The sequence below is a fragment of the Achromobacter sp. HZ34 genome, assembly GCF_002209485.1.
Lineage (GTDB): Bacteria > Pseudomonadota > Gammaproteobacteria > Burkholderiales > Burkholderiaceae_B > Bordetella_C.
Genome location: NZ_NJIX01000001.1, coordinates 1502142 through 1522100 on the forward strand (window position 1 = coordinate 1502142; position 19959 = coordinate 1522100).

Here is a 19959-nt window from a genome sequence, read left to right on the forward strand (position 1 = left end):
GCGATCCGCCATCCGTGCCGGCCCGGGGTTGCTTACCGGGCCGTGTTCATCCTGGCCTTGCCGTTGCGGCCGCCTCTCTTTTTTCCCTGTGCTCCCGCCATGAGCCTGTTGCGCTCGGCCTCCACGGTCAGCAGTTTTACCTTGCTGTCGCGCATCGCGGGCCTGGTCCGCGACATCCTGGTGGCGCGCGCATTCGGCGCCGCCCCCCTTACCGACGCGTTCTGGGTCGCCTTCCGCATCCCCAACCTGCTGCGGCGGCTGTTCGCCGAAGGCGCGTTCGCGCAGGCTTTCGTCCCCATCCTGGGCGCCGCGCGCGCCAAGCACGGCGACGAGGGCGTGCGGCCCTTGCTGGACAAGGTCGCCCTGCTGCTCACCGTGGTGCTGATGGCGATCACCGTGATCGGCATGGTGGCCGCGCCCTGGGTCGTCATGGCCATCGCCAGCGGCCTGCGTGGCGGCGCCGACGCCGCCGGCTTCGACGGCGCCGTGTGGATGACGCGCGTGATGTTCCCCTACATCCTGTGCATGTCCCTGGTGGCCTTCGCCTCGGGAGTACTCAATACCTGGCGCCATTTCGCCGTGCCGGCCTTCACGCCGGTACTGCTGAACGTGGCCATGATCGTGGCCTGCATCTGGCTGGCGCCGCATATCGATCCGCCTATCTATGCGCTGGCCATCGGCGTGCTGGTCGGCGGCGTGCTGCAGCTGGCCATCCAATGGGCCGCGCTGCTGCGCCTGGGGATGGCGCCGCGCTTTTCGCTGCGCCTGGGTGAAGCCTGGGCCGATCCCACCGTGCAGCGCATCCTCAAGCAGATGCTGCCGGCGACACTGGGCGTATCGGTGGCGCAGATCTCGCTGCTGATCAATACCAATATCGCCACGTGGTTGCCTGCCGGCAGCGTGACGTGGCTGTCCTATGCCGACCGCCTGATGGAATTCCCCACTGCCATGCTGGGCGTGGCGCTGGGCACGGTGCTGCTGCCCAGCCTGTCGGCGGCCAATGCGCGCGCCGATACCCAGGCCTACAGCTCGCTGCTGGACTGGGGCCTGCGCCTGACGCTGCTGGTGGGCCTGCCCGGCTCGGTGGGCCTGGCGCTGCTGTCCGACGGCCTGGTGGCCACCCTCTTCCACTACGGCGCTTTTTCCGCGCACGACGTGGCCCAGACCCGCATTGCCGTGATGGCCTATGGCGTCGGCCTGATCGGCCTGCTGTCGGTGAAGATCCTGGCGCCCGGCTTCTACGCGCGCCAGGACATCCGCACCCCGGTCAAGATAGCCGTGGTGGTGCTGGTGCTGACCCAATGCCTGAACCTGTTGCTGGTGCCGCGCCTGGCGCATGCCGGCCTGGCGCTGGCCATCGGGCTGGGGGCCTGCCTGAATGCCCTGCTGTTGCTGACTATTCTGCTGCGGCGCGGTGTCTACCGGCCCGGCCCCGGCTGGGGCAAATTCGTTCTGCGTCTGCTGCCGGCCCTGTTGGCCATGGCTGCGGTGCTGGTCTTTGCGCAGCAGCATCTGAACTGGATCGCCCTGCAAGCCCACAGCGGCGAACGTGCAGTCTGGCTGGCCGTCGTCCTGGCGGGCAGCGCCGCCACCTACGGCGCTGTGCTGTTGCTATGCGGCGTGCGGCCGGCCGATTTCAAGCGCCGCGGCCTGGAATCCCACTAAGAAGAAAGACGCCGAGGCAAGAAGCAGAGGCCGCCACCGACCCGAGCGGCGGTGCCATACTTTTCAGGCCCTGAAAGGCGGGATCAAGTCCGAGCACGCACCGCTGGCCCGCCCGATGGCGACCGACAGCGTCAGGGTATGCCCCGAATACCCCTAGACCTGTCCCCGGAATTAAGCGTATTTCAATAAATTTCCGTATATTTCGACTCTGGTCCTCATCCATAAGCACGAGGTCTGCACTACTTCTCTTTAAATTCATTGGGGAAACCGCCCCATAGCTTAGAAAACGCTTTAATATTTACAATCCGATTTACAATGCAATATCCCCTAATACCGATGCAGCTCGCCCTGGAACGCCATTGAGACAGGACGCAATACCGGAGCCCTCTTCGCCCGTAGCAGACCAGGTAGTCAACTGGCTGCTGCTGTTGCGTTCCGGCCGCGCATCGCCAGCCGACTATGCGGACTTCATGGCATGGCGGGAATCGGATCCCCTGCATGAGAACGCCTGGAACCAGCTGACATCCGCGCTGGGTTCTTCCTTCGGCCGCCTGAGCGATTTCTATCCCGCCGGCTACGCTCCGCAGGCCCAGGCCCAGGCAGCGACCGGTGCCAACCGGCTGCAGGTGGGGCCGGCCCGTACTGCCGCCAACACGCCTCTGGTGTCGCGCAAGCTGGTGCACAGTGCCTCGCGGCGCCGCTTGCTGGCAGGCGGTGGCGCCCTGGCGGCCGGCCTGGTCGGGATGAGCGTCGCCAATGAGCTGTATCCGCTGAAGAATCTCTCGGCCGACGCCGCCACGGCCACGGGCGAGCGGCGCCAGTACCTGCTGTCCGACGGCAGCCAGATCCTGCTGGATGCGCGCACGCGTATCGAGCTGGACTTCGCCGGTGCCTCGCGCAACGTGCGCCTGCTGGAAGGCGCGGTCACGGTTTCCGTGGCGCGCGATCCCAACCGGCCGTTCTATATCCACACCGAACAAGGGTCGGTGCGCTCCCTGGGCACGCGTTACATGGTGCGCCAGCAGATGCGCCGGTCGCTGGTGGTGGTGCACGAGCACGAAGTGGAAGTCGTCACCAGCAACCAGGCCCGCGCCACGGTGGGCGCCGGCACCGGGGCGCGCTTCGACGATATGCAGATCGACACGCCGCGCCCGGAGCTGATGGCCGACGCGGCCTGGGAAACTGGCTGGATCGCCGTGCGCAATCGGCCCCTGGCCGATATCGTGGCGGCCTTGCGGCCTTATCGCAGCGGTCTGTTGCGCGTTTCGATGGCCGCCGGCGGCCTGCTGGTCACGGGCCAGTTCCCGCTGGACGACTCCGACGCGACACTGGATACCCTTGCGCGCACAATTCCCATTACAATCAAACGCTTGCCCTGGCTGGTCTCGATCGACGTCTTGCAGGCGTGAAGACGCAAGCTTTCCAAGCCAGAGCACTGTTGTTGTAGAGCTGCAACGCGCTACACCTTCCGCCTGCGATTCGACGCAAACAGATCGAAGCAGCGGGTCCGACGCCACCGCGTCGGCGCACTTCCAAGCCGCCCGGCCGCATTTGCTGGGTATTTATCCAGACAACCCGTAGACAAACGCTTGCATTCGCCTCGATTCTTGTTAGAATGTTGAGCTTTGCCGAATTCTTAACTTAATAGCAATATGGCCAACACTGCCCAAGCCCGCAAGCGTGCCCGTCAATCCGTCGAGCGCAACAAGCACAATTCGAGCCTGCGCTCGATGCTGCGTACCGCCATCAAGCGCGTTCGCCAAGCCATTGAAGCTGGCGACAAGACTGCCGCTACCGCTGTGCTGCAAAAGTCGACCAGCGTGATCGATCGCGTTGCTGACAAGAACATCATCCACAAGAACAAGGCCGCTCGCCACAAGAGCCGCCTGGCTGCCGCCGTCAAGGGCCTGGCCTGATTGTGATTGTCCGGATCCCCGGATCCGGACCTGCACGCGTATCTGATCTCCCAACCGTGGTGTGCAACCCCAGGTTTGAGATTCTTTCTCGCGTGCGCAGCAAGGCAAGATAGGCAAATCAAGGGCTGAGTCCTCGTGGATTCGGCCCTTTGACTTTGATTTTGTCTTCCTGGCTCGCCCTACTTCCGCATCAACGGAACGCCTCTCGCAACGCGAACGTGGCTTGCTTGAACACGCCCAGGTCCGTCCCGACCGCGATGAAGTGCATGCCCATGTCGATATAGCGGCGCGCGTCCTCCACGACGGGCGCCAGGATGCCCACCGCCTTGCCATGCGCGGTGGCGCATTCGTACAGGTGGCGGATGGTCTTCTGCACGTCCGGATGGCCCGGATTGCCGAGATGCCCCAGCGCCGCCGCCAGGTCCGAAGGACCGATGAAGATGCCGTCCACGCCTGGCACCGCGGCGATCTCGTCGATGGCGTCGACCCCCGCCTGGCTTTCGATCTGCAACAGCACGCAGATGTTGTCGTTGATCGTCTTCAGATAGTCCGGCACCGTCCCGTACAGATTGCTGCGATGCATGCCCGCCACGCCGCGGATACCCTCGGGCGGATAACGGGTCGCGGCCACGGCGCGGCGCGCCTCTTCCGCCGACTCGATGAAGGGAATCAGGAAATTGTAGAAGCCGATGTCCAGGAAGCGTTTGATTTCCACCGGATCGTTCTGCGTCGGCCGGCCCACCGGCGCGGCGTCGCTGCCCTGCACGGCCTGCAGTTGCTGCAGGAACATGGGAATTTCATTGGGCGAATGTTCGCCGTCCAGCAGCAGCCAGTCGTAGCCGGCCAGGCCCGCCAGTTCGGCGGTGATGTGGCTGGACATGCACATCCAGAAACCGATGACCCGCTCACGCGCGAGAATGCGCTGACGGAAACGATTGGGTAGTGGTGAAGTCATAGTGCGTACTGCCTCCTGAGTAAATCCGCGATCATGTCGTTTGCTCCTTACGCTGCCAGCAGATACGGCGCGCCGCAGCGCTCGCAGATGGCGCGCAGCTTCTCGGCCAGCGCCGGCGGAATCGGCACGCCCTCGACTTCGCGGCGGGCCCGATGCGCGGCTTCCGGCTCGCCAGCCACCAACACGGGTACGGCGGGATCGGCGCGCGGCATGTCGTGCACGGCATCTATCATTTCGTCCAGGTCGGACTCGAACGCGCCCGCGTCGCGAAACGCCGCCGGGTTCAAGGCCAGGAAGAAGTGGCCGATATTGTCGGGCTGGCCCGCCTGGCGCCGCTGCGAGTAGGTCAGGGCGAACTCGCTGCCGGTCAGCGTCGATCCCAGGATCTGCGCCATCATCGCCAGGCCATAGCCCTTGTGGCTGCTCATCGCGGAGGTGCCGCCCACCGGCGTCAGCCCGCCTTCCGGCCGATCGAAGATGTACGCCATGGCCTCGGCCGAATCGGTTACCGGCTGGCCTTGTCCGTCCACCGCCCAGCCCGGCGGCAGGTCCTTGCCGTGGAAGTCATACACCTTGACCTTGTTGGCCGCCACCGTGGTCGTGGCCATGTCCAGCACGAAAGGTTCATGCCTGCCGGCCGGCGCCGCGAACGCCAGGGGATTGGTGCCCAGCATGGGCCGCGCCGCGCCGGTGGGAACCATGATCACGCCGTTGGCGCTGCTGGTCACCAGGCCGACCACGCCACGGCGCACGGCGATGCGCGCGTACACGCCCGCCGCGCCGAAGTGATGTGAATTGCGCACCGCTACCGCACCCACCCCCTGCGCCAGCGCTTTGTCCACCGCCAGGTTCATGGCCTGCGCGGCGGCCGGATAGCCCAACCCCGCCTGCGCATCGAGCAAGGCGCTGGCCGGACTGTCACGCACCACGCTTGCGCGCGCCGCGATATTCAAGGTGCCGGCGCGCACCTTGTCCTCGTAGCTGGGCAGCATGGAGATGCCGTGCGAGTCGACACCCAGGGCATCCGTCTCGCTCATCAGCGCGGCGGTGGTCTGCGCCAGGTCGGCGGGCATGCCCCACGCCTGCAGCACTTGCAGAATCTGTGCGCGCACCTTGTCCAGGGGCGCTTTGAAGATCTCACTATCCTTGACTGCCACTTCCTGTCTCCTGTGGAATGTTCTGGCTTGCTCCACCGCGCGGCTTCACTCCCCGCGGCGGCCGTTCCATCCTTGCCTGCCGCCTAGTCGCGCTCCCGGTCGACCAGGCGGTTGCGCGCCTGGCCCAGGTGAAACTGCATGGCCACGCGCGCGCGCTCGCCGTCCTGCTCGCGGATCGCGGACAGGATGGCGGCATGCTCGTCCGCCACCCGTTCGGCGCGTTGCCGCGAACCGGTACGGGTCAGGTTCAGCGACAGGCGCATGAAGCCCTGGATGGATTCGTGGATGGTTTCCAGCACGGCAAGATAAAAATCGTTGCCGCTGGCTTCGGCGATGCTGGCGTGGAACGCCAGATCGGCCTCCGAGGACACGCGCCCATGGGCCAGCCCTTCGGAGAACGCGCGGTCCGCATCGACGATTTTCTGCAGCTGGTCGTCCGTACGGCGCATCGCGGCCAGGCGCGCGGCATCGCCTTCCAGCGCCATGCGCACTTCCTGCGCGCGCAGGTAGGCGCTGACATTCTGCACGTCGCCCAAGGCCTTCAGGCGCGGCGCGGGCTGATGGCTGACGAAGGTGCCCAGGCCTTGATAGGCATTGACCAGGCCGTCGGCGCGCAGGCGCAGCAAGGCTTCCCGCACCACGGGCCGCGACACGCCGAATTGTTCGCAGATTTCATGTTCGGAGGGCAGCTTGTCGCCGACATTCAATCGGCCTGAGGCGATCTGGTCGAAGATCTGCCCATACAGCTGGTCCCCCAGCCGCACCCGCTGGCTGCGGTCGACGGACGGCGCTTTCGCATCGGGCCTGGATGCGCCGGCGGACGTGCCGGCCCCGGCGCTAGGGCTCGGTGTCATGCCGTTGCTGGGGGTCGGCTGGTTGCGCGGTCTGGACAAGGATGTCTCCGGTCCCTCGGAAGGGTCGTCAGTATACTTGGTTGACATATTGACGTCGGAATCATACGTTGTTTAACAAGCTAGACATCGGACAACCGATCACATAAGCTGCGAGCGCGGGCAATAGCGCCGATGCCGGGCCAGACCCGCTGACAAAAAAATCAGGAGACAACATGAAGCCCATCATCCGCACCCTTGCCTCGGTCACCGCGGGACTGCTGCTTGGAGGCGCCGGCCTTGCCCAGGCCGCATCCTACCCCGACAAGGCCGTCACCGTCATCGTTCCTTTCGTGCCGGGCGGTTCGTCCGACATCACGGCGCGAGCCGTCACGCCGGGCCTGTCGCAGCAGCTCAAGCAGACTTTCCTGGTGGAGAACAAGCCCGGCGCCAATGGCGCCATCGGCGCCCAGGCCCTGGCCCGCTCGGCCGCCGACGGCTACACCATGATGGTGGGCTCCATCGGTACTTTCGCCATCAACCAGGCGCTGTACCAGAACTTATCGTACAACCCCAGCAAGGACTTCACGTACCTGACCCAGGCCGTGCGCAATCCCAATGTGCTGGTGGCATCGCCCAATTTCCCGGCCAAGGACGTCGCCGAGCTGATCGCCTACGCCAAGGCCAATCCCGGCGCGGTGTCCTATGCGTCGTCCGGCACGGGTTCGTCCGATCACCTGTCCGCCGTGCTGTTCCGGCAGAAGACCGGCACCACGGGAGTGGACGTACCTTACCGGGGCGGCGCCGCGGCCATCAGCGACCTGATGGGCAACCAGGTCAACGTGTCCTTCCAGAACCTGGGCGCGGTCCTGACCCACATCAAGGGCGGCAAGCTCAAGGCGCTTGCCACCACCGGCGAGGCCCGCATTCCCGAGCTGCCCGACGTGCCCACCATGGCACAGGCCGGATTGCAGGACATGGTCGTCTACTCCTGGCAGGGCTTCGCCGTGCCGGCCGGCACCCCCAAGCCGGTGGTCGAGCAGCTTTCCCATGCGCTGCGCACCACGCTGCGTGACAAGCAGGTGCAGCAGACGCTGCACGGCCTGGGCTTCGAGGTGGTTGCCAACAGCCCCGCCGACTTCACCGCTTTCCAGCAGGGTGAGGTCAAGCGCTGGCAGGAAGTGATCGCCAAGAGCGGCATCAAGATGGAGTAGCATTCGTGGACCTTGGCGTTGCTTTCCTCATCCTTGTCGAAAGACAGTGCGCAAGAGGCCGGCAACGCAAAGGTCCGATTTCTTTCCCCTTCCTTTCTCACTTTTCAGATACAGATCATGACCGCCAAGACCCGCATCATCCAGGTCGGCTCGTATGCCGGCTCGCCCACCGCCAACGACCGCCTGGCGCGCGCATACGACATCGTCGAACTCTGGAAATATCCGGATCGCAAGGCGGCGCTGGCCGAGCACGGCAAGGGCATCACCGCGCTGGTGACGTCGGCCAACTTCGGCTGCTCGGCCGAACTCATCGATGCCCTGCCCGATCTGAAAGCCATCTGCAGCTGGGGCGTGGGCTATGAGACCCTGGACATCAAGGCGGCGCATGCGCGCGGCATCCAGGTAAGCAATACGCCTGACGTGCTGACGGACTGCGTGGCCGACCTGGCCTGGGGCCTGATGCTGGCGGGCGCCCGCCGCATCGCCCATGGCGACCGCTTCGTGCGCGCCGGCCAGTGGGGGCAGGTGCATGGCAGCATTCCGCTGGGCTCGCGCGTCAGCGGCAAGAAGCTGGGCATCGTCGGCCTGGGCCGCATCGGCGAGGCCATCGCCAAACGCGGGCTGGGTTTCGACATGGACGTGCGCTACCACAGCCGCCGCCAGCGCGACGACGTGTCCTACAAGTATGAAGCGTCGCTGGTCGAACTGGCCAAGTGGGCCGACTTCCTGGTGGTCGCCACCGTGGGCGGCCCGGCAACCTTCCACCTGATCAACAAGGAAGTGCTGGAAGCCCTGGGTCCGACGGGCACCATCATCAACATCGCGCGCGGCCCGGTCATCGACGAAGCGGCGCTGATCGAGTGCCTGGAGTCGGGCAAGCTGGGCAATGCGGCGCTGGACGTGTTCGAACAGGAACCCAAGGTGCCGGACGCGCTCAAGGCCAATGAGAAGGCCGTGCTGCTGCCGCACATCGGCAGCGCCACCCTGGAAACCCGCAAGGCGATGGAAGACCTGATGGTGGAAAACCTGGAAGCGTTCCTGAAGACCGGCAAGGTGATCACGCCGGTGGAAGGCTGATCCGGAACAGGGTTGCGGGGGGGGTCTTGCGGCCGCGATACGCGGCCCGCGGTTCAAGCGGCGGCATTTCAAGCAGCCGCCACCCTGAACCCGCAATTGCTCGATGTACTGTCCGGCGTATTGGAATTGCGCGCGGCGACGCGGTAGCGGTTGCAGTACGAGACGTGACAGAGAAAGGAGCCGCCGCGCATCGAACGTCGGCCTGTCTGCCCGGTGTGGACGGGGTCGGCCGCGGCGGTGACCGCGTGGTACCCCGGCGTGAACCAGTCCGCGCACCACTCCCAGACATTGCCGGCCATGTTGTACAGGCCATGGCCATTGGGTTCGAAAGCGGTGACCGCCACGGTGCCAGGGTGCCATCCCGGCGCCGGCCGGCCGGGAAACTCGCCGCGCCAGATATTGCAACGGACCTGTCCGCCAGGCTCCAGTTCATCGCCCCACGGATATTTCCTGCCTGCCAGGCCGCCGCGTGCCGCGTATTCCCACTGCGCCTCGCTGGGCAGGCGCTGGCCGGCCCAGGCGCAATAGGCCTGCGCGTCGAACCAGGAGATATGCACCACCGGATGGTCCAGGCGGTCGTGGATATGCGAGCCCGGCCCTTGCGGCCGTTGCCAGCAGGCGCCTTGCACGGGCAGCCACCAGGGCAGGCCGGACGGTACGCGCCGGATGGCGGCGCGATCGGATTCGGGCACCTGCAGGTAGAACACGAAAGACGCGCCCGCGCGCTCGGCGGATGTGACGTATTGCGTAGCGCGGACGAAGTCGGTGAATTCGCGGTTGGTCACCGCGGTGCGCGCAATAGCGAAAGGCTGCAGGAGGACGGCGCGCACCGGACCTTCGCCATCGCTGGCGAAGCCGTCGGGATCGTCACTACCCATCATGAAGCGGCCACCCGGCAAGTGTGCGAAGCGATCGCCGTGATCGCCCTCATCACCCGCGTTACCTGGATTACAGGTATCACCGGCGCGGCAGGCGCGCCACGCCGGCACGCCGGGCGGGCCGGCAGGCAGCGCCGTCGTCGCGTCATCATCGGCGCGATGCGTGCCGCCAGCGGCGGACGGCATGCAGCAGGACTTACCGGGTGGATGGCTCATCGCTCGTTCCAGCATTACCGAGGGGGCGCACGCCTGCGGCTCCAGACGCCTTAATCCTGATCCTCTTCCCAGAACGCCGGCGTGGTCTGTTGCTTCATCAGCGCCAGTATCTTCTCGCGCGGGATGACACCACAGCGCTGCGCCCATTCCTCATAGCGCGCTGCCATGTCCTGCACCCGCTCGGGCTGCTCCGATGCCAGGTCGTGCAGTTCCGTGCGATCGGAGTCCATGTCGTAGAGTTCCCACGGCCCGGGATACCTGCGCACCAGTTTCCATTTGCCGATGCGTACCGCCGCATTGCCTTCGTGCTCCCAGAACATGGGCGGCCGTTCGGTGCCGCCGCCGGCATCGTCGGCGAACGTGGCCCGCAGGCTGCTGCCTTCCAGCGGCGCGATAGCCTTGCCCTCCCATTGCGCGGGATACGTGGCGTCCGCGATATCCAGGATGGTGGCCATGATGTCGGGCAGGTAGCCCGGCGCATGGCGTATCCCGCCCTTGTCGGCGATGCCGTCGGGCCAATGGAAAATCAGCGGCGTCGAAATTCCGCCCTCATGGATCCAGTGCTTGTACAAGCGAAATGGCGTGTTCGACAGATTGGCCCACGCGGTGCCATAGCTCTGGTAGGTATCCTCGGCACCGGGCATGATGGACGGATCGTTGCCGAAGCGCACGGGCTTGCCGTCCCGCGTGTGCGACTTGGCGATCATGAGCTTGTTGACCAGCTCGTCGACCGTCACGGTTTCCGGAATATCCTCGGCGCAAGCGCCGTTGTCGGCCAGGAAGATGACCAGGGTGTTGTCGAGTTGGCCGGTCTGCTCCAGGGCGGCCAGGATACGGCCTATGCCCTGGTCCATGCGGTCGATCTGCGCCGCATAGACTTCCATGCACCGCAACAGCCACGCCTTCTCCTGGGCGTCGTTCCAGGGCGGCTGCGTGGGATCGCGGTCGCTCAGCTTCCAGCTGTCCTTGAGAACGCCGCTGTCCACGAGCCGGCGCAGGCGTTCGGCGCGCAGATCGTCCCAGCCGGCGTCGAAGCGCCCCTTGTACTTGGCGATGTCCTCGTCATGCGCATGCAGCGGCCAGTGCGGCGCGGTGTAGGCGACGTATTCGAAAAACGGCTGGTCGGGATGCGTGCGGGCGTGTTCGCGGATGTAGTCCGCGGCCTGGTCGCTGATGGCATCCGTGTAGAAGAATTCCTTGTCCTGCGTCGCTTCGTGTTCGATGTTGTCGTTGCCGCGCGTCAGCGTATTGGGATCGTAGAAACTGCCCGCGCCGATGATGGTGCCGTAGAACGCGTCGAAGCCGCGCTGCATCGGCCAGGTGTCGGTGGGCTTGACCAGGCTGCTGGCGACATGCCATTTGCCGCTCATGTACGAGCGATAGCCGCTGGCCTTGAGCGCCTGGGGTATGGTCACGCAGCGCTTGTTGAGGTTGCCCGCGTAGCCCTCGGGACCGAAGTCGTAGGTGAGTATGCCCACGCCGGTCTGATGCGGATGCAGCCCGGTCATCAAGGACGCACGCGAGGGACTGCAGCGCGCCGTGTTGTAGAACTGGGAGAAGCGCAATCCGCCGGCCGCCAGGCGGTCGAGATTGGGCGTGTCGATCTCGCCGCCGTAGCAGCCGATATCGGAATAACCCATGTCGTCGTTCAGTATCAGCACGATATTGGGCTTGCGTTGCGTATCGTTGTTCATGCTTCCCTCACCAGAGGATGCTCGGATTCGGCTACAAGGATTTGGCTTCAAATACGTCGTCCCGACGCGCGCTCGAACAGGTGCATCGCGGCAGGTTCGAAAGACAGGCGCACGGCCTGGCCTTCGGCAAGCGGGATACGGTTGTCGTGGCGCGCTTTCAGACGCTGTTCGCCCATCTTCAGGTTGACGATGGCACTGTCGCCCAGGTCTTCCACGAACTCGACGATGGCGGCGATGCCCGCGCCGGTCCCGGCGTCGGCGGCCGCGGCGGTGGCGGTGGCGGCCGCAACGGCATTGCCATCGGGGTCGCCACCAACGCCGCCGCCCGCGACGATGCGCAAATCGCCCGGCCGCACCCCCACGACGATCTCGCCGGCGCCGGCCGCGGCCGCTGTTGCCGCCGGCGGCAAGGGCAGACGAGTCCCGGCGATCTCCACCTGTCCATCCCGCAGCTGCGCCGGCAGCAGATTCATGGCCGGCGTGCCGATGAAAGCCGCCACCCGTACATCGGCCGGGCGCGCATAGACTTCCCTGGGCGTACCGACCTGCACCACCCTGCCCTCCATGAATACCGCCATGCGGTCCGCCACCGTCATGGCCTCTTCCTGGTCGTGGGTCACGTAGACGGCAGTGACGCCCAGCGACCGTTGCAGGCGCCGCAATTCCGCACGCGTCTCGATGCGCAGCTTGGCGTCCAGGTTGGACAGCGGTTCATCCAGCAGGAACAGCTTGGGTTTGCGCACGATGGCGCGTGCCAGCGCGCAGCGCTGTTGCTGCCCGCCCGACAGTTGCCCCGGCCGGCGCGCGAGCAGATGCGCGATATCGACTTTCTCCGCGGCTTCCCGCACCGCGCGGGTGATTTCCGCCGTGGGCGTGCGCACCATCTTCAACGGGAATCCGATGTTCTCGGCCACCGTCATGTGCGGATACAAGGCGTAGCTCTGGAACACCATGGCCACGTCGCGCTCGCCGGGCGCCGCATGCGTCATGTCAGCCTGGTCCAGCCAGACGCGGCCGTCATCGACCGCCTCCAGGCCCGCCAGGATGCGCAGGGTGGTGGTCTTGCCCGACCCCGAAGGCCCCAGCAGCGCGAAGAACTCCCCCGGCTGGATATCGAGGTCGATCCCGTGCAAGGCAGTGAAAGCGCCATGCCGCTTCACCACGCCCTGCATGTTTACACGTCCAACCTGGCTCATCGCCGCCCTCCTCCCTTGACCGCGCCGACGGTGAGCCCCTTGACGATGTGGCGCTGCGCGGCCAGGCCGATCAGGATGACCGGCGCCATCGCCAGCATCGCGCCCGCGGCCAGGCGCGCCCACTGCGTCTGCTCCACCGAGATGAAATTGAACATCGCTACCGTCACCGGCCGCACGTTGTTGCCGCCCAATACCACGGCGAACAGGAATTCGTTCCACGCATTCAGGAACACGAAGATGGTGGTCACCGCGATGCCGCCTCGCACCTGCGGCAGGATGACGTACCAGAACGTGCGCAGGCGCCCGGCGCGGTCGAGCAACGCCGCCTCTTCCATCTCGAAAGGAATGTCCTCGAAGTAGGACACCATCAACCAGATGGCGAAGGGCAGTGAAAATGTCAGGTACAGGACGGTCAGTCCGCTGTACGAGTCCAGGCCGCCGATACGCTGCAGCATCAGGTAGAACGGAATGATCAGTCCCACCGGCGGCAGCATCTGCGTGGCCAGCACGTAGAAGCCCGACGCCCGTTTACCCGGATAGCGCAGCCGCGCCAACGCATACGCCGCCGGCACCGCCACCAGCATGGTCAGCACGGTGGACCACGTCGACAACACCATGCTGGACCACATGTTCGGCAAGATGGACGACGACCCGAAGATGACCTCGCGATAGTTGTCCAGGGTGGGCACGAACAGCAGCTTGGGCGGATACGCGAGGACGTCGCGTTCGGTCTTGAAAGACGTGAGCAGGCCCCACAGCACCGGGAACGCCCATACGGTCAGCAGCAGCGCCGCGCCCAGCCATGCCGTCGTACGGCCTGCCCTGGCCTTGAAGGTCAATGCCGCGCTCATCGTGGTCTCCGCAGGCGAAACATGCAATACGAGATGATCAGCGTGACGATCATCAGCACCACCGCCAGGGCCGACCCATAGCCGATGTTCAGCTCGGTGAAGGATGTGCGGTAGGCATACAGATTGAGGATTTCGGTAGCCGAGCCGGGCCCCCCGCCGGTTGCCGCGAAAATGGCCGCGAACGCCGACAAGGCAGTCATCATGCGCATGATGACCACCACCACGATCGCGGGCCGGATCAAGGGCAAGGTGATGTACACGAAACGCTGCCACGGCCCCGCGCGGTCCAGCCGGGCCGCCTCGTAGATGTCCTCGGGCAGCGTGCTGAGCGTGGCCAGCAACACCAGGAAGGCAAAAGGCGTCCACTGCCACGTATGGATGGCGATGACGGAGATCAGCGCCATGCGCGGGTCGCCCAGCCAGTTATAGCTGCCGAGGCCCAAGGCGCGCGTGACCAGGTCGACCAGGCCGACGTCCGGCGCCAGCACCAGCGTGCGCCAGAACAGGCCCACCACCACCGGCGCCAGCACGATGGGCAGGATGGCGCCCACCCGCAAGATGCCCTGCCCTTTCGGAATGCGCAGCACCAGCAACGCCAGCGACAATCCCACGACGATCTGCAGCGCGACCGTGCTGCTGGTGTAGATGACGGTCAGCCACAGGGAATTCCAGAATCGTGGATCGCCCCCCATCTTGGTGTAGTTGTCCAGACCGGCGAAGCCCGCCAGCCACGGCATGCTCATGTCCAGATGCTGCAGGCTGTTCCACAGCAGATAGACCAGCGGGGCGGTGGTGATGGCCAGCAGCAACACCAGCGCCGGCGCCAGCAACGCCAGGGCGAAGCGGCGTTCCTGCGCGGCCAGGGTGCGCGGCGCGTTTCCCGATTGCGCGTTTCCCATGACGCGTCAGCGCTTCATGAACTGGGCAATGCGGGTTTGCGCTTCGGCCAAGGACTCCTTGGAAGACTTTTGCCCCACCAGCGCCGACTGGATGGCCGTCGCCATGGTGTCGCCGATGGCCGGCCACTGCGGCACGCGCGGACGCCAGTCCACATCCGTGTCGTGTTCCAGCGAATCCAGCGCGGCCGCAATGAAGTTGTCGCCCGCGCCGGCCATCGCCGCCGCGAATTCCGCCGACTTCCAGCTCGACAGCCGGTTCAGCCCGGACCGCTTGGCGGGCCCCTTGAATTTCCAGGAAGTGCGCGCCTGCGTCTCGGCCGCGGCGGCCCAGCTGATGAAGAGCCAGGTGGCGGCCTGCGCGCGCGGCTTGAGCGCCGCATTGATGGGAAAGCCCCAGTTCCAGATCGAGGTGACGCGTTTGCCAGCCGGCCCCTTGGGCCAGCGCGCATAGGCAATCTTGCCGACCACGCGCGATTTTTCTGGATTGTTGATGACCGCGGCGGAGGAGTGCGCGTCGATATAGCACCCCAGCGTGCCTTGCGAGAACGCGTCGGCGATATCCGGCCAGTTCCAGTTGCGCACAGCCGGCGGCGCGTACTGGCCCAGCGCCTTCACATACCAATCCAGCGCTTCGACAGCCTTGGGGCTGTCCACCTTCAACACCCCCCCGTCGAACCAGTCGCCACCGAAACCCCTGAACAGCGACGGGTAGATATACATATTCTGTCCGGCACCCGCGAAGCCGCGCAGCGCCAGCCCATACATGCGGCTGGACGGATCGGTCAGCGCCTTGGCATTGGCAAGCAGTTCCTCATAGGTCTCCGCCGGCTTCAGACCCTTGGCGGCGTACAGGTCCTCGCGATACACCTGCACCGTGACTTCGCCATCGTAGGGAATGCCATAAGGCTTGCCGTCGATGGAGTCGGCGTCGCGCCAGGCCTTGAAAATGTCGTCGTAGTCGAACCAGGCCTTGTCGGTCAGGGCGGGATCGTTCAGGAAGCGGTCCAGCGGCTCGACCCATTTGTTGGCCGCGTAGAGCGGGTAATACATGGGATCGGCGGCATGCGTGGCATACGTGCCCGTGCGCGAGGACAGGTCCAGCATGGCCTTCTGGCGAATCTGCCCGGGCGGCACTTTTTCCATCCGCACCTTCACGCCCGTCAAGGCCTCGAACTGCGGTACCAGGTCGACCAGGTTGTCGAAGTAGCTGGCGGGGATGACGGCGACCGTGATCGATTCGCCTTCGGCCTGGCGCCAGTTGATCCTGGCCTGCTTGTAGGGGCCCAGGTCGTCGGTCCCGGCTTGGGCGGCGGGGGCCGCGGGTTGGGCCCAGGCGCTGCCCAGCGGCAGCATCGTGGAGCCCCCCAGGGCCAGCGCACCCAGGCCGGCCGCCTGCTTGAGAACCGTGCGCCGCGTGGGGTCGCTGACGCCATCCGGACGAATGGAAGCGGGGAAAGTCTTCAAGAGCGTCTCCTCGTGAATTTCCGCGCGACTGGCGCCGGGCGGCTCGTTTCACCGTTCTATGCGACCCACGGCTTTTCATGTAAACGATTACAGATGAATTTATCAGCGTCGTCGTGAGAGAACAATAGGAAGGACTTAGGAGTTTCCCGCAGTCCACCGCCTGCCCTGGACGTGGTTATCATGTAATCGATTGCACTGAGTCTTTGGCCGTGCCTCTGTTTATAATTCCGTGCTATGCCCGAACCGTCCCGAGATTCCCAAGACCCTCCAGGCTCGCAAGGCGAAGAAACCCGCAACCGGGCGGCCGCCCGGGATGTGGCGCGGCTGGCCGGCGTGTCCACGGCGACCGTGTCGCGCGCCCTCAACACCCCGGACCAAGTGGATCCGGACACGCGCCGGCGCGTGCTGGACGCGGCTGCCAAGCTGCGTTACGTCCCGCATGGCGCGGCCCGATCGCTACGCAGCCATCGCAGCAAGATGATAGGCGCGGTGGTGCCCTCTTTCGACTACGCCCTGTATGCGCGCACCACCAGCGCCATCCACCAGTATCTGGACGAACGCGGCTATTCCCTGGTCCTGGCCGAGCAGCATTACGACCTGTCCGCGGAAGTCCGCGTGGCCAGCCAGTTGATACAGCATGGCGTCGATGCCTTCGTCTTCGTCGGCCTGGACCACGATCCCGCGCTGTTCGCGCTGCTGGAGGACTATGGCCGGCCATATGTGCTGACATGGGGCGTCGATCCCCTGCGCCGCCATCCCAGCATAGGTTTCGACAACCAGGCGGCGACGTTTGCCGTCACGCAACACCTGCTGCGCCTGGGACATCGCAAATTCGGCCTGTTGAGCGCCCCCTTGCCCGGCAACGACCGGGCGCTGACGCGGGGCGCGGGTGTGCGGCAAGCCCTGGCCGAGCACGGCCTGGCACTCGATGCACCCTACGTGCAGTACGCGCCGATTTCCCTGAAGGCCGCCGAAGATGCGATGTATCGCCTGCTGGCGCTGCCCGCCCCCCCTACCGCCGTGATCGCCACCAACGACGTGTTCGCGGTGGGCGGCATGATGGCCTGCCGTCATGCGGGTGTGCGGATACCGGATGACATATCCATCACCGGCGTGGACAACACGGATCTCGGCGCCACCCAGACGCCGGGGCTGACGAGCATCGCCACTCCCATCACGGAAATCGGCCGGGCGGCTGCCGCCCAGTTGGTGGCCCGCCTGAATGGCCAGGACTGTGAAGCCTTCCAGTCATTTCCTGTCGAGGTCGTACACCGCGGCAGCACGGCGCCGCCGCGGCGTTAAGGCTGTGCTCGCCGGTGGGTTCTGACCTCCGCGCCCGCAGCGGGTGCCGCCATCCGGCACCGCACGATGGCCTTTCAGGCCGGGGGCGCCGATTCCGGATTGTCCGTATCGTGTTCTTTGGTCTGCAGCTTGTTGTCGCGGGCGAAGTCCACCACGAACTTCCAGGCCAGGGGTTCCAGTTCACGCAGGCGTTCGTCGACGACGACGCTGCGATTGCCGTCGACGATGACAGGCAGGACGTAGGGTGAGTACGTGATATGGCTGGGCGCCATGCCAGGCGGACGGAATTGCGCCATGACGCCGGCCAGGCGCTCCGCCCAGTCGCTGGGGCGGAAGCGATGACCGTCTTCCGTGACACCGAGGATAAAAAGTTGTCGCACGCGGAATACCGTTGATTTGCTACCTGGGACGGATGCATGAAGCGCCCGGGTGGGACGCCCTCGATCATCCGAGCCGCGCTGCGGATTGTATATGATAGGCCTTCACTCTTCATTTTCAGCCCGCTCCGCCCGCCTGCATGCCGGGCCTGGAGCAAGGCCCGGACCCGCCACGAGGCGCGCAACGAGCCACGGCTTCGCAGCACAAAACCGCGCGCAATGCCGGCAATTTCACGTAAGAAGCCCATTTTTCGCCGCAAAAACGCCGAGCTAGGGCTTTTTCATGCGGACAAGGCATAATGAGCACCCCACCCATGAGGTGGCGCGGCCTCAACGACCTGCAAATCATCATGACGACAGCCAGCACCCAAAACGGCCCTCTGCGGCATTTCCTCCAAGTGCGTGACTTTTCGGCCTCCGAGCTTAACTATGTGTTCGATCGCGCAAAACTGATCAAGGACAAGTTCAAGCGCTACGAACCGCACATGACCTTGCACGATCGCACCTTGGCGATGGTGTTCGAGAAGGCCAGCACCCGCACCCGCGTTTCCTTCGAAGCGGGGATGTACCAGATGGGCGGGTCGGTCATCAACCTGACCTCCAACGATTCCCAGCTGGGCCGCTCCGAGCCCATCGAGGACACCGCGCGCGTCATCTCGCGCATGGTCGACATCGTGATGATCCGTACGTTCGAGCAGACCCGCATCGAACGCTTCGCCTCGCATTCGCGCGTGCCCGTGATCAATGGGCTGACCAACGAATACCACCCCTGCCAGATCCTGGCCGACATCTTCACGTACATCGAGCACCGCGGCCCCATCGCCGGCAAGATCGTGGCCTGGGTGGGCGACGCCAACAATATGGCCTATGCCTGGCTGCAGGCGGCCGAGCTGCTGGGTTTCACCCTGCACGTGTCCACGCCGTCGGGTTACGAGCTGGAGCCGGCCCGCATCGGCACACCGCCGGCATCGGTGCTGCGCCAGTTCAAGGATCCGATGCAGGCCTGCGAAGGCGCTCACCTGGTGACGACGGACGTGTGGACCAGCATGGGTTACGAGGCGGAGAACGAACAGCGCCGCGCCGACTTCGCCGACTGGTGCGTGGATACCGAAATGATGCAGGTCGCCGCGCCCGATGCCCTATTCATGCACTGCCTGCCCGCCCATCGCGGCGAGGAAGTCACGGGCGAAGTCATCGACGGCCCGCAAAGCGTGGTGTGGGATGAAGCGGAAAACCGCCTGCACGTGCAGAAAGCCCTGATGGAATTCCTGTTGCTGGGCCGCCTGGACTGATACTTCGTTCGGGCAGCTTTCCCGGATAAACCCGGGAATCGCCATGCCGCTTGCCGCAACGGCCAAAGACAACGCCCCGCTCTGCCGGGGCGTTGTCTTTGGCGGCGCCGGGCCAACATCGCCCGCGCCGACCCGGACCCATTGACAGGTAAACGATCCGCGCGAGTTGCGCCGCTCAGACCTGGGCCATGCCGCCGTCGACGAAGAACTCGATGCCGTTGACGAAGCTGGCGGCGTCGGAAGCCAGGAAGGCCACTGCCTTGCCGATTTCCTCGGGTTCGCCGATGCGGCCGAGCGGCACCTGGGCGGCCAGGGCGTCGAACAGGCCCTGGCGTGCTTCATCGGGCACCAGGCCACCCAGGCCGGGGGTGCGCACCGGACCGGGGCTGACGGCGTTGACACGGATGCCGCGGTCTTTCAGGTCAAGCGCCCAGGAGCGGGCGAAGTTACGCACTGCCGCCTTGCTGGCGCTGTAGACGCTGAAATTGGCGGTGCCCTTGATCGACGTGGTCGACGACGTCAGGATGATGGACGCGCCATCGACCAGCAGCGGCAGCGCCTTCTGCACCGTGAACAGCACACCGCGCACATTGGTGCCAAAGATGCGATCGAAATGCTCCTCGGTGATGGCGCCCAGCGGCATCATGTCGCCGCCGCCGGCATTGGCGAACAGGATGTCGAGCTTGCCCGCGGTCTTGGCGATCTGGGCGTAGACCGCATCCAGGTCGGACAGCTTGGAGGCGTCGGCAGGGATGGCGGTGGCGCCCGCGCCGATGGTGGCCACGGCGGCGTCGAGTTCCGCCTGGCGGCGGCCGGTGATGAAGACACGCGCGCCTTGCGCCGCCAGTTCCCGCGCGGCCGCCAGGCCGATGCCGGTGCTGCCGCCGGTGACCAGGGCGATCTTGCCATTCAGTTGCTTGTTCATGTCTTGCTCCGTTGCGTAAGTTTGTGGATCAGTCGATCGGGATTTGGGTAT

General features: G+C 65.4%; 18 protein-coding genes. 7 read left to right on the forward strand and 11 right to left on the reverse strand.

Annotated features, from left to right (window positions below; genetic code table 11):
- Nucleotides 1-99: 99 nt before the first annotated feature.
- The 3 genes from murJ to rpsT all read left to right on the forward strand — a co-directional run bounded on the left by murJ (nt 100) and on the right by rpsT (nt 3581).
- Nucleotides 100-1665, forward strand: a complete 1566-nt coding sequence (gene murJ / locus CEY05_RS06365; protein ID WP_088596569.1) for a murein biosynthesis integral membrane protein MurJ — start codon at nt 100-102, stop codon at nt 1663-1665.
- A 359-nt stretch (nt 1666-2024) separates the two neighbouring features.
- On the forward strand, nt 2025-3074 hold the full coding sequence (locus CEY05_RS06370) for a FecR domain-containing protein (protein WP_233161380.1): 1050 nt from the start codon (nt 2025-2027) through the stop codon (nt 3072-3074).
- 243 nt (nt 3075-3317) lie between these two features.
- Nucleotides 3318-3581, forward strand: coding sequence for a 30S ribosomal protein S20 (gene rpsT, locus CEY05_RS06375; protein ID WP_088596570.1), 264 nt, complete (start codon nt 3318-3320; stop codon nt 3579-3581).
- Between the two features lie 190 nt (nt 3582-3771).
- Here the strand turns inward: rpsT and garL are convergent, their stop codons facing one another.
- The 3 genes from garL to CEY05_RS06390 form a co-directional block, all read right to left on the reverse strand.
- Nucleotides 3772-4536 carry a 2-dehydro-3-deoxyglucarate aldolase gene (gene garL, locus CEY05_RS06380; protein ID WP_088596571.1) on the reverse strand — a complete coding sequence of 255 codons (765 nt, stop codon included), beginning with the start codon at nt 4534-4536 and terminating at the stop codon, nt 3772-3774.
- Nucleotides 4537-4583: 47 nt separating this feature from the next.
- Nucleotides 4584-5693 (reverse strand): Ldh family oxidoreductase, encoded by a 1110-nt coding sequence (locus CEY05_RS06385; RefSeq protein ID WP_255407749.1) that lies wholly within the window; start codon nt 5691-5693, stop codon nt 4584-4586.
- A gap of 83 nt (nt 5694-5776) precedes the next feature.
- Nucleotides 5777-6547, reverse strand: coding sequence for a FadR/GntR family transcriptional regulator (locus CEY05_RS06390; RefSeq protein ID WP_088596632.1), 771 nt, complete (start codon nt 6545-6547; stop codon nt 5777-5779).
- A 212-nt stretch (nt 6548-6759) separates the two neighbouring features.
- Here CEY05_RS06390 and CEY05_RS06395 point away from each other — a divergent pair, with 212 nt between their 5' ends.
- Together CEY05_RS06395 and CEY05_RS06400 are read left to right on the forward strand one after the other, a co-directional pair.
- A complete protein-coding gene (locus tag CEY05_RS06395) occupies nt 6760-7737 on the forward strand; it encodes a tripartite tricarboxylate transporter substrate binding protein (RefSeq protein ID WP_088596572.1) in 978 nt (325 codons plus the stop codon).
- A 117-nt stretch (nt 7738-7854) separates the two neighbouring features.
- Nucleotides 7855-8814 carry a 2-hydroxyacid dehydrogenase gene (locus CEY05_RS06400; RefSeq protein WP_088596573.1) on the forward strand — a complete coding sequence of 320 codons (960 nt, stop codon included), beginning with the start codon at nt 7855-7857 and terminating at the stop codon, nt 8812-8814.
- A gap of 68 nt (nt 8815-8882) precedes the next feature.
- Here CEY05_RS06400 and CEY05_RS06405 read toward each other — a convergent pair whose 3' ends face one another.
- Genes CEY05_RS06405 through CEY05_RS06430 form a run of 6 tightly spaced genes read right to left on the reverse strand, consistent with a single transcriptional unit; the run spans nt 8883 to nt 16012 of the window.
- On the reverse strand, nt 8883-9908 hold the full coding sequence (locus CEY05_RS06405) for a formylglycine-generating enzyme family protein (RefSeq protein WP_198952682.1): 1026 nt from the start codon (nt 9906-9908) through the stop codon (nt 8883-8885).
- Nucleotides 9909-9958: 50 nt separating this feature from the next.
- Nucleotides 9959-11602 carry an arylsulfatase gene (locus CEY05_RS06410; protein ID WP_088596575.1) on the reverse strand — a complete coding sequence of 548 codons (1644 nt, stop codon included), beginning with the start codon at nt 11600-11602 and terminating at the stop codon, nt 9959-9961.
- Nucleotides 11603-11649: 47 nt separating this feature from the next.
- Entirely contained in the window at nt 11650-12798 is a 1149-nt protein-coding gene (locus CEY05_RS06415) for an ABC transporter ATP-binding protein (protein ID WP_088596576.1), read from the reverse strand.
- A complete protein-coding gene (locus CEY05_RS06420) occupies nt 12795-13649 on the reverse strand; it encodes a carbohydrate ABC transporter permease (protein WP_088596577.1) in 855 nt (284 codons plus the stop codon). The genes CEY05_RS06415 and CEY05_RS06420 overlap by 4 nt, the downstream gene beginning before the upstream one ends.
- Complete coding sequence (locus tag CEY05_RS06425) at nt 13646-14548, reverse strand: carbohydrate ABC transporter permease (RefSeq protein WP_088596578.1); 903 nt, start codon at nt 14546-14548, stop codon at nt 13646-13648. The genes CEY05_RS06420 and CEY05_RS06425 overlap by 4 nt, the downstream gene beginning before the upstream one ends.
- A 6-nt stretch (nt 14549-14554) precedes the next feature.
- Nucleotides 14555-16012: a sugar ABC transporter substrate-binding protein gene (locus tag CEY05_RS06430; RefSeq protein WP_088596579.1), complete on the reverse strand. Its 1458-nt coding sequence runs from the start codon at nt 16010-16012 to the stop codon at nt 14555-14557.
- Nucleotides 16013-16246: 234 nt separating this feature from the next.
- On the opposite strand from CEY05_RS06430, the gene CEY05_RS06435 reads away from it, so the two are divergent.
- Nucleotides 16247-17314, forward strand: coding sequence for a LacI family DNA-binding transcriptional regulator (locus tag CEY05_RS06435; protein WP_088596580.1), 1068 nt, complete (start codon nt 16247-16249; stop codon nt 17312-17314).
- Between the two features lie 74 nt (nt 17315-17388).
- On the opposite strand, the gene CEY05_RS06440 is transcribed toward CEY05_RS06435, so the two are convergent.
- Complete coding sequence (locus CEY05_RS06440; protein WP_233161382.1) at nt 17389-17694, reverse strand: DUF3579 domain-containing protein; 306 nt, start codon at nt 17692-17694, stop codon at nt 17389-17391.
- Between the two features lie 347 nt (nt 17695-18041).
- Between CEY05_RS06440 and argF the strand changes: the two genes are divergently transcribed.
- Nucleotides 18042-18983 carry an ornithine carbamoyltransferase gene (argF, locus tag CEY05_RS06445; RefSeq protein ID WP_088596633.1) on the forward strand — a complete coding sequence of 314 codons (942 nt, stop codon included), beginning with the start codon at nt 18042-18044 and terminating at the stop codon, nt 18981-18983.
- A gap of 175 nt (nt 18984-19158) precedes the next feature.
- Here argF and CEY05_RS06450 read toward each other — a convergent pair whose 3' ends face one another.
- Nucleotides 19159-19908: an SDR family NAD(P)-dependent oxidoreductase gene (locus tag CEY05_RS06450; RefSeq protein WP_088596582.1), complete on the reverse strand. Its 750-nt coding sequence runs from the start codon at nt 19906-19908 to the stop codon at nt 19159-19161.
- Between the last annotated feature and the right edge of the window lie 51 nt (nt 19909-19959).

What these genes read in the sequence shown, in the direction of transcription:
- CEY05_RS06395 (WP_088596572.1), top strand. Translation starts at nt 6,760, where the DNA reads ATGAAGCCCATCATCCGCACCCTTGCCTCGGTCACCGCGGGACTGCTG.
- CEY05_RS06450 (WP_088596582.1), bottom strand. Translation starts at nt 19,908, where the DNA reads ATGAACAAGCAACTGAATGGCAAGATCGCCCTGGTCACCGGCGGCAGC.
- CEY05_RS06390 (WP_088596632.1), bottom strand. Translation starts at nt 6,547, where the DNA reads ATGACACCGAGCCCTAGCGCCGGGGCCGGCACGTCCGCCGGCGCATCC.
- CEY05_RS06405 (WP_198952682.1), bottom strand. Translation starts at nt 9,908, where the DNA reads ATGAGCCATCCACCCGGTAAGTCCTGCTGCATGCCGTCCGCCGCTGGC.
- rpsT (WP_088596570.1), top strand. Translation starts at nt 3,318, where the DNA reads ATGGCCAACACTGCCCAAGCCCGCAAGCGTGCCCGTCAATCCGTCGAG.
- CEY05_RS06400 (WP_088596573.1), top strand. Translation starts at nt 7,855, where the DNA reads ATGACCGCCAAGACCCGCATCATCCAGGTCGGCTCGTATGCCGGCTCG.
- murJ (WP_088596569.1), top strand. Translation starts at nt 100, where the DNA reads ATGAGCCTGTTGCGCTCGGCCTCCACGGTCAGCAGTTTTACCTTGCTG.
- CEY05_RS06420 (WP_088596577.1), bottom strand. Translation starts at nt 13,649, where the DNA reads ATGAGCGCGGCATTGACCTTCAAGGCCAGGGCAGGCCGTACGACGGCA.
- CEY05_RS06425 (WP_088596578.1), bottom strand. Translation starts at nt 14,548, where the DNA reads ATGGGAAACGCGCAATCGGGAAACGCGCCGCGCACCCTGGCCGCGCAG.
- CEY05_RS06410 (WP_088596575.1), bottom strand. Translation starts at nt 11,602, where the DNA reads ATGAACAACGATACGCAACGCAAGCCCAATATCGTGCTGATACTGAAC.
- CEY05_RS06435 (WP_088596580.1), top strand. Translation starts at nt 16,247, where the DNA reads ATGCCCGAACCGTCCCGAGATTCCCAAGACCCTCCAGGCTCGCAAGGC.
- argF (WP_088596633.1), top strand. Translation starts at nt 18,042, where the DNA reads ATGACGACAGCCAGCACCCAAAACGGCCCTCTGCGGCATTTCCTCCAA.
- CEY05_RS06415 (WP_088596576.1), bottom strand. Translation starts at nt 12,798, where the DNA reads ATGAGCCAGGTTGGACGTGTAAACATGCAGGGCGTGGTGAAGCGGCAT.
- garL (WP_088596571.1), bottom strand. Translation starts at nt 4,536, where the DNA reads ATGACTTCACCACTACCCAATCGTTTCCGTCAGCGCATTCTCGCGCGT.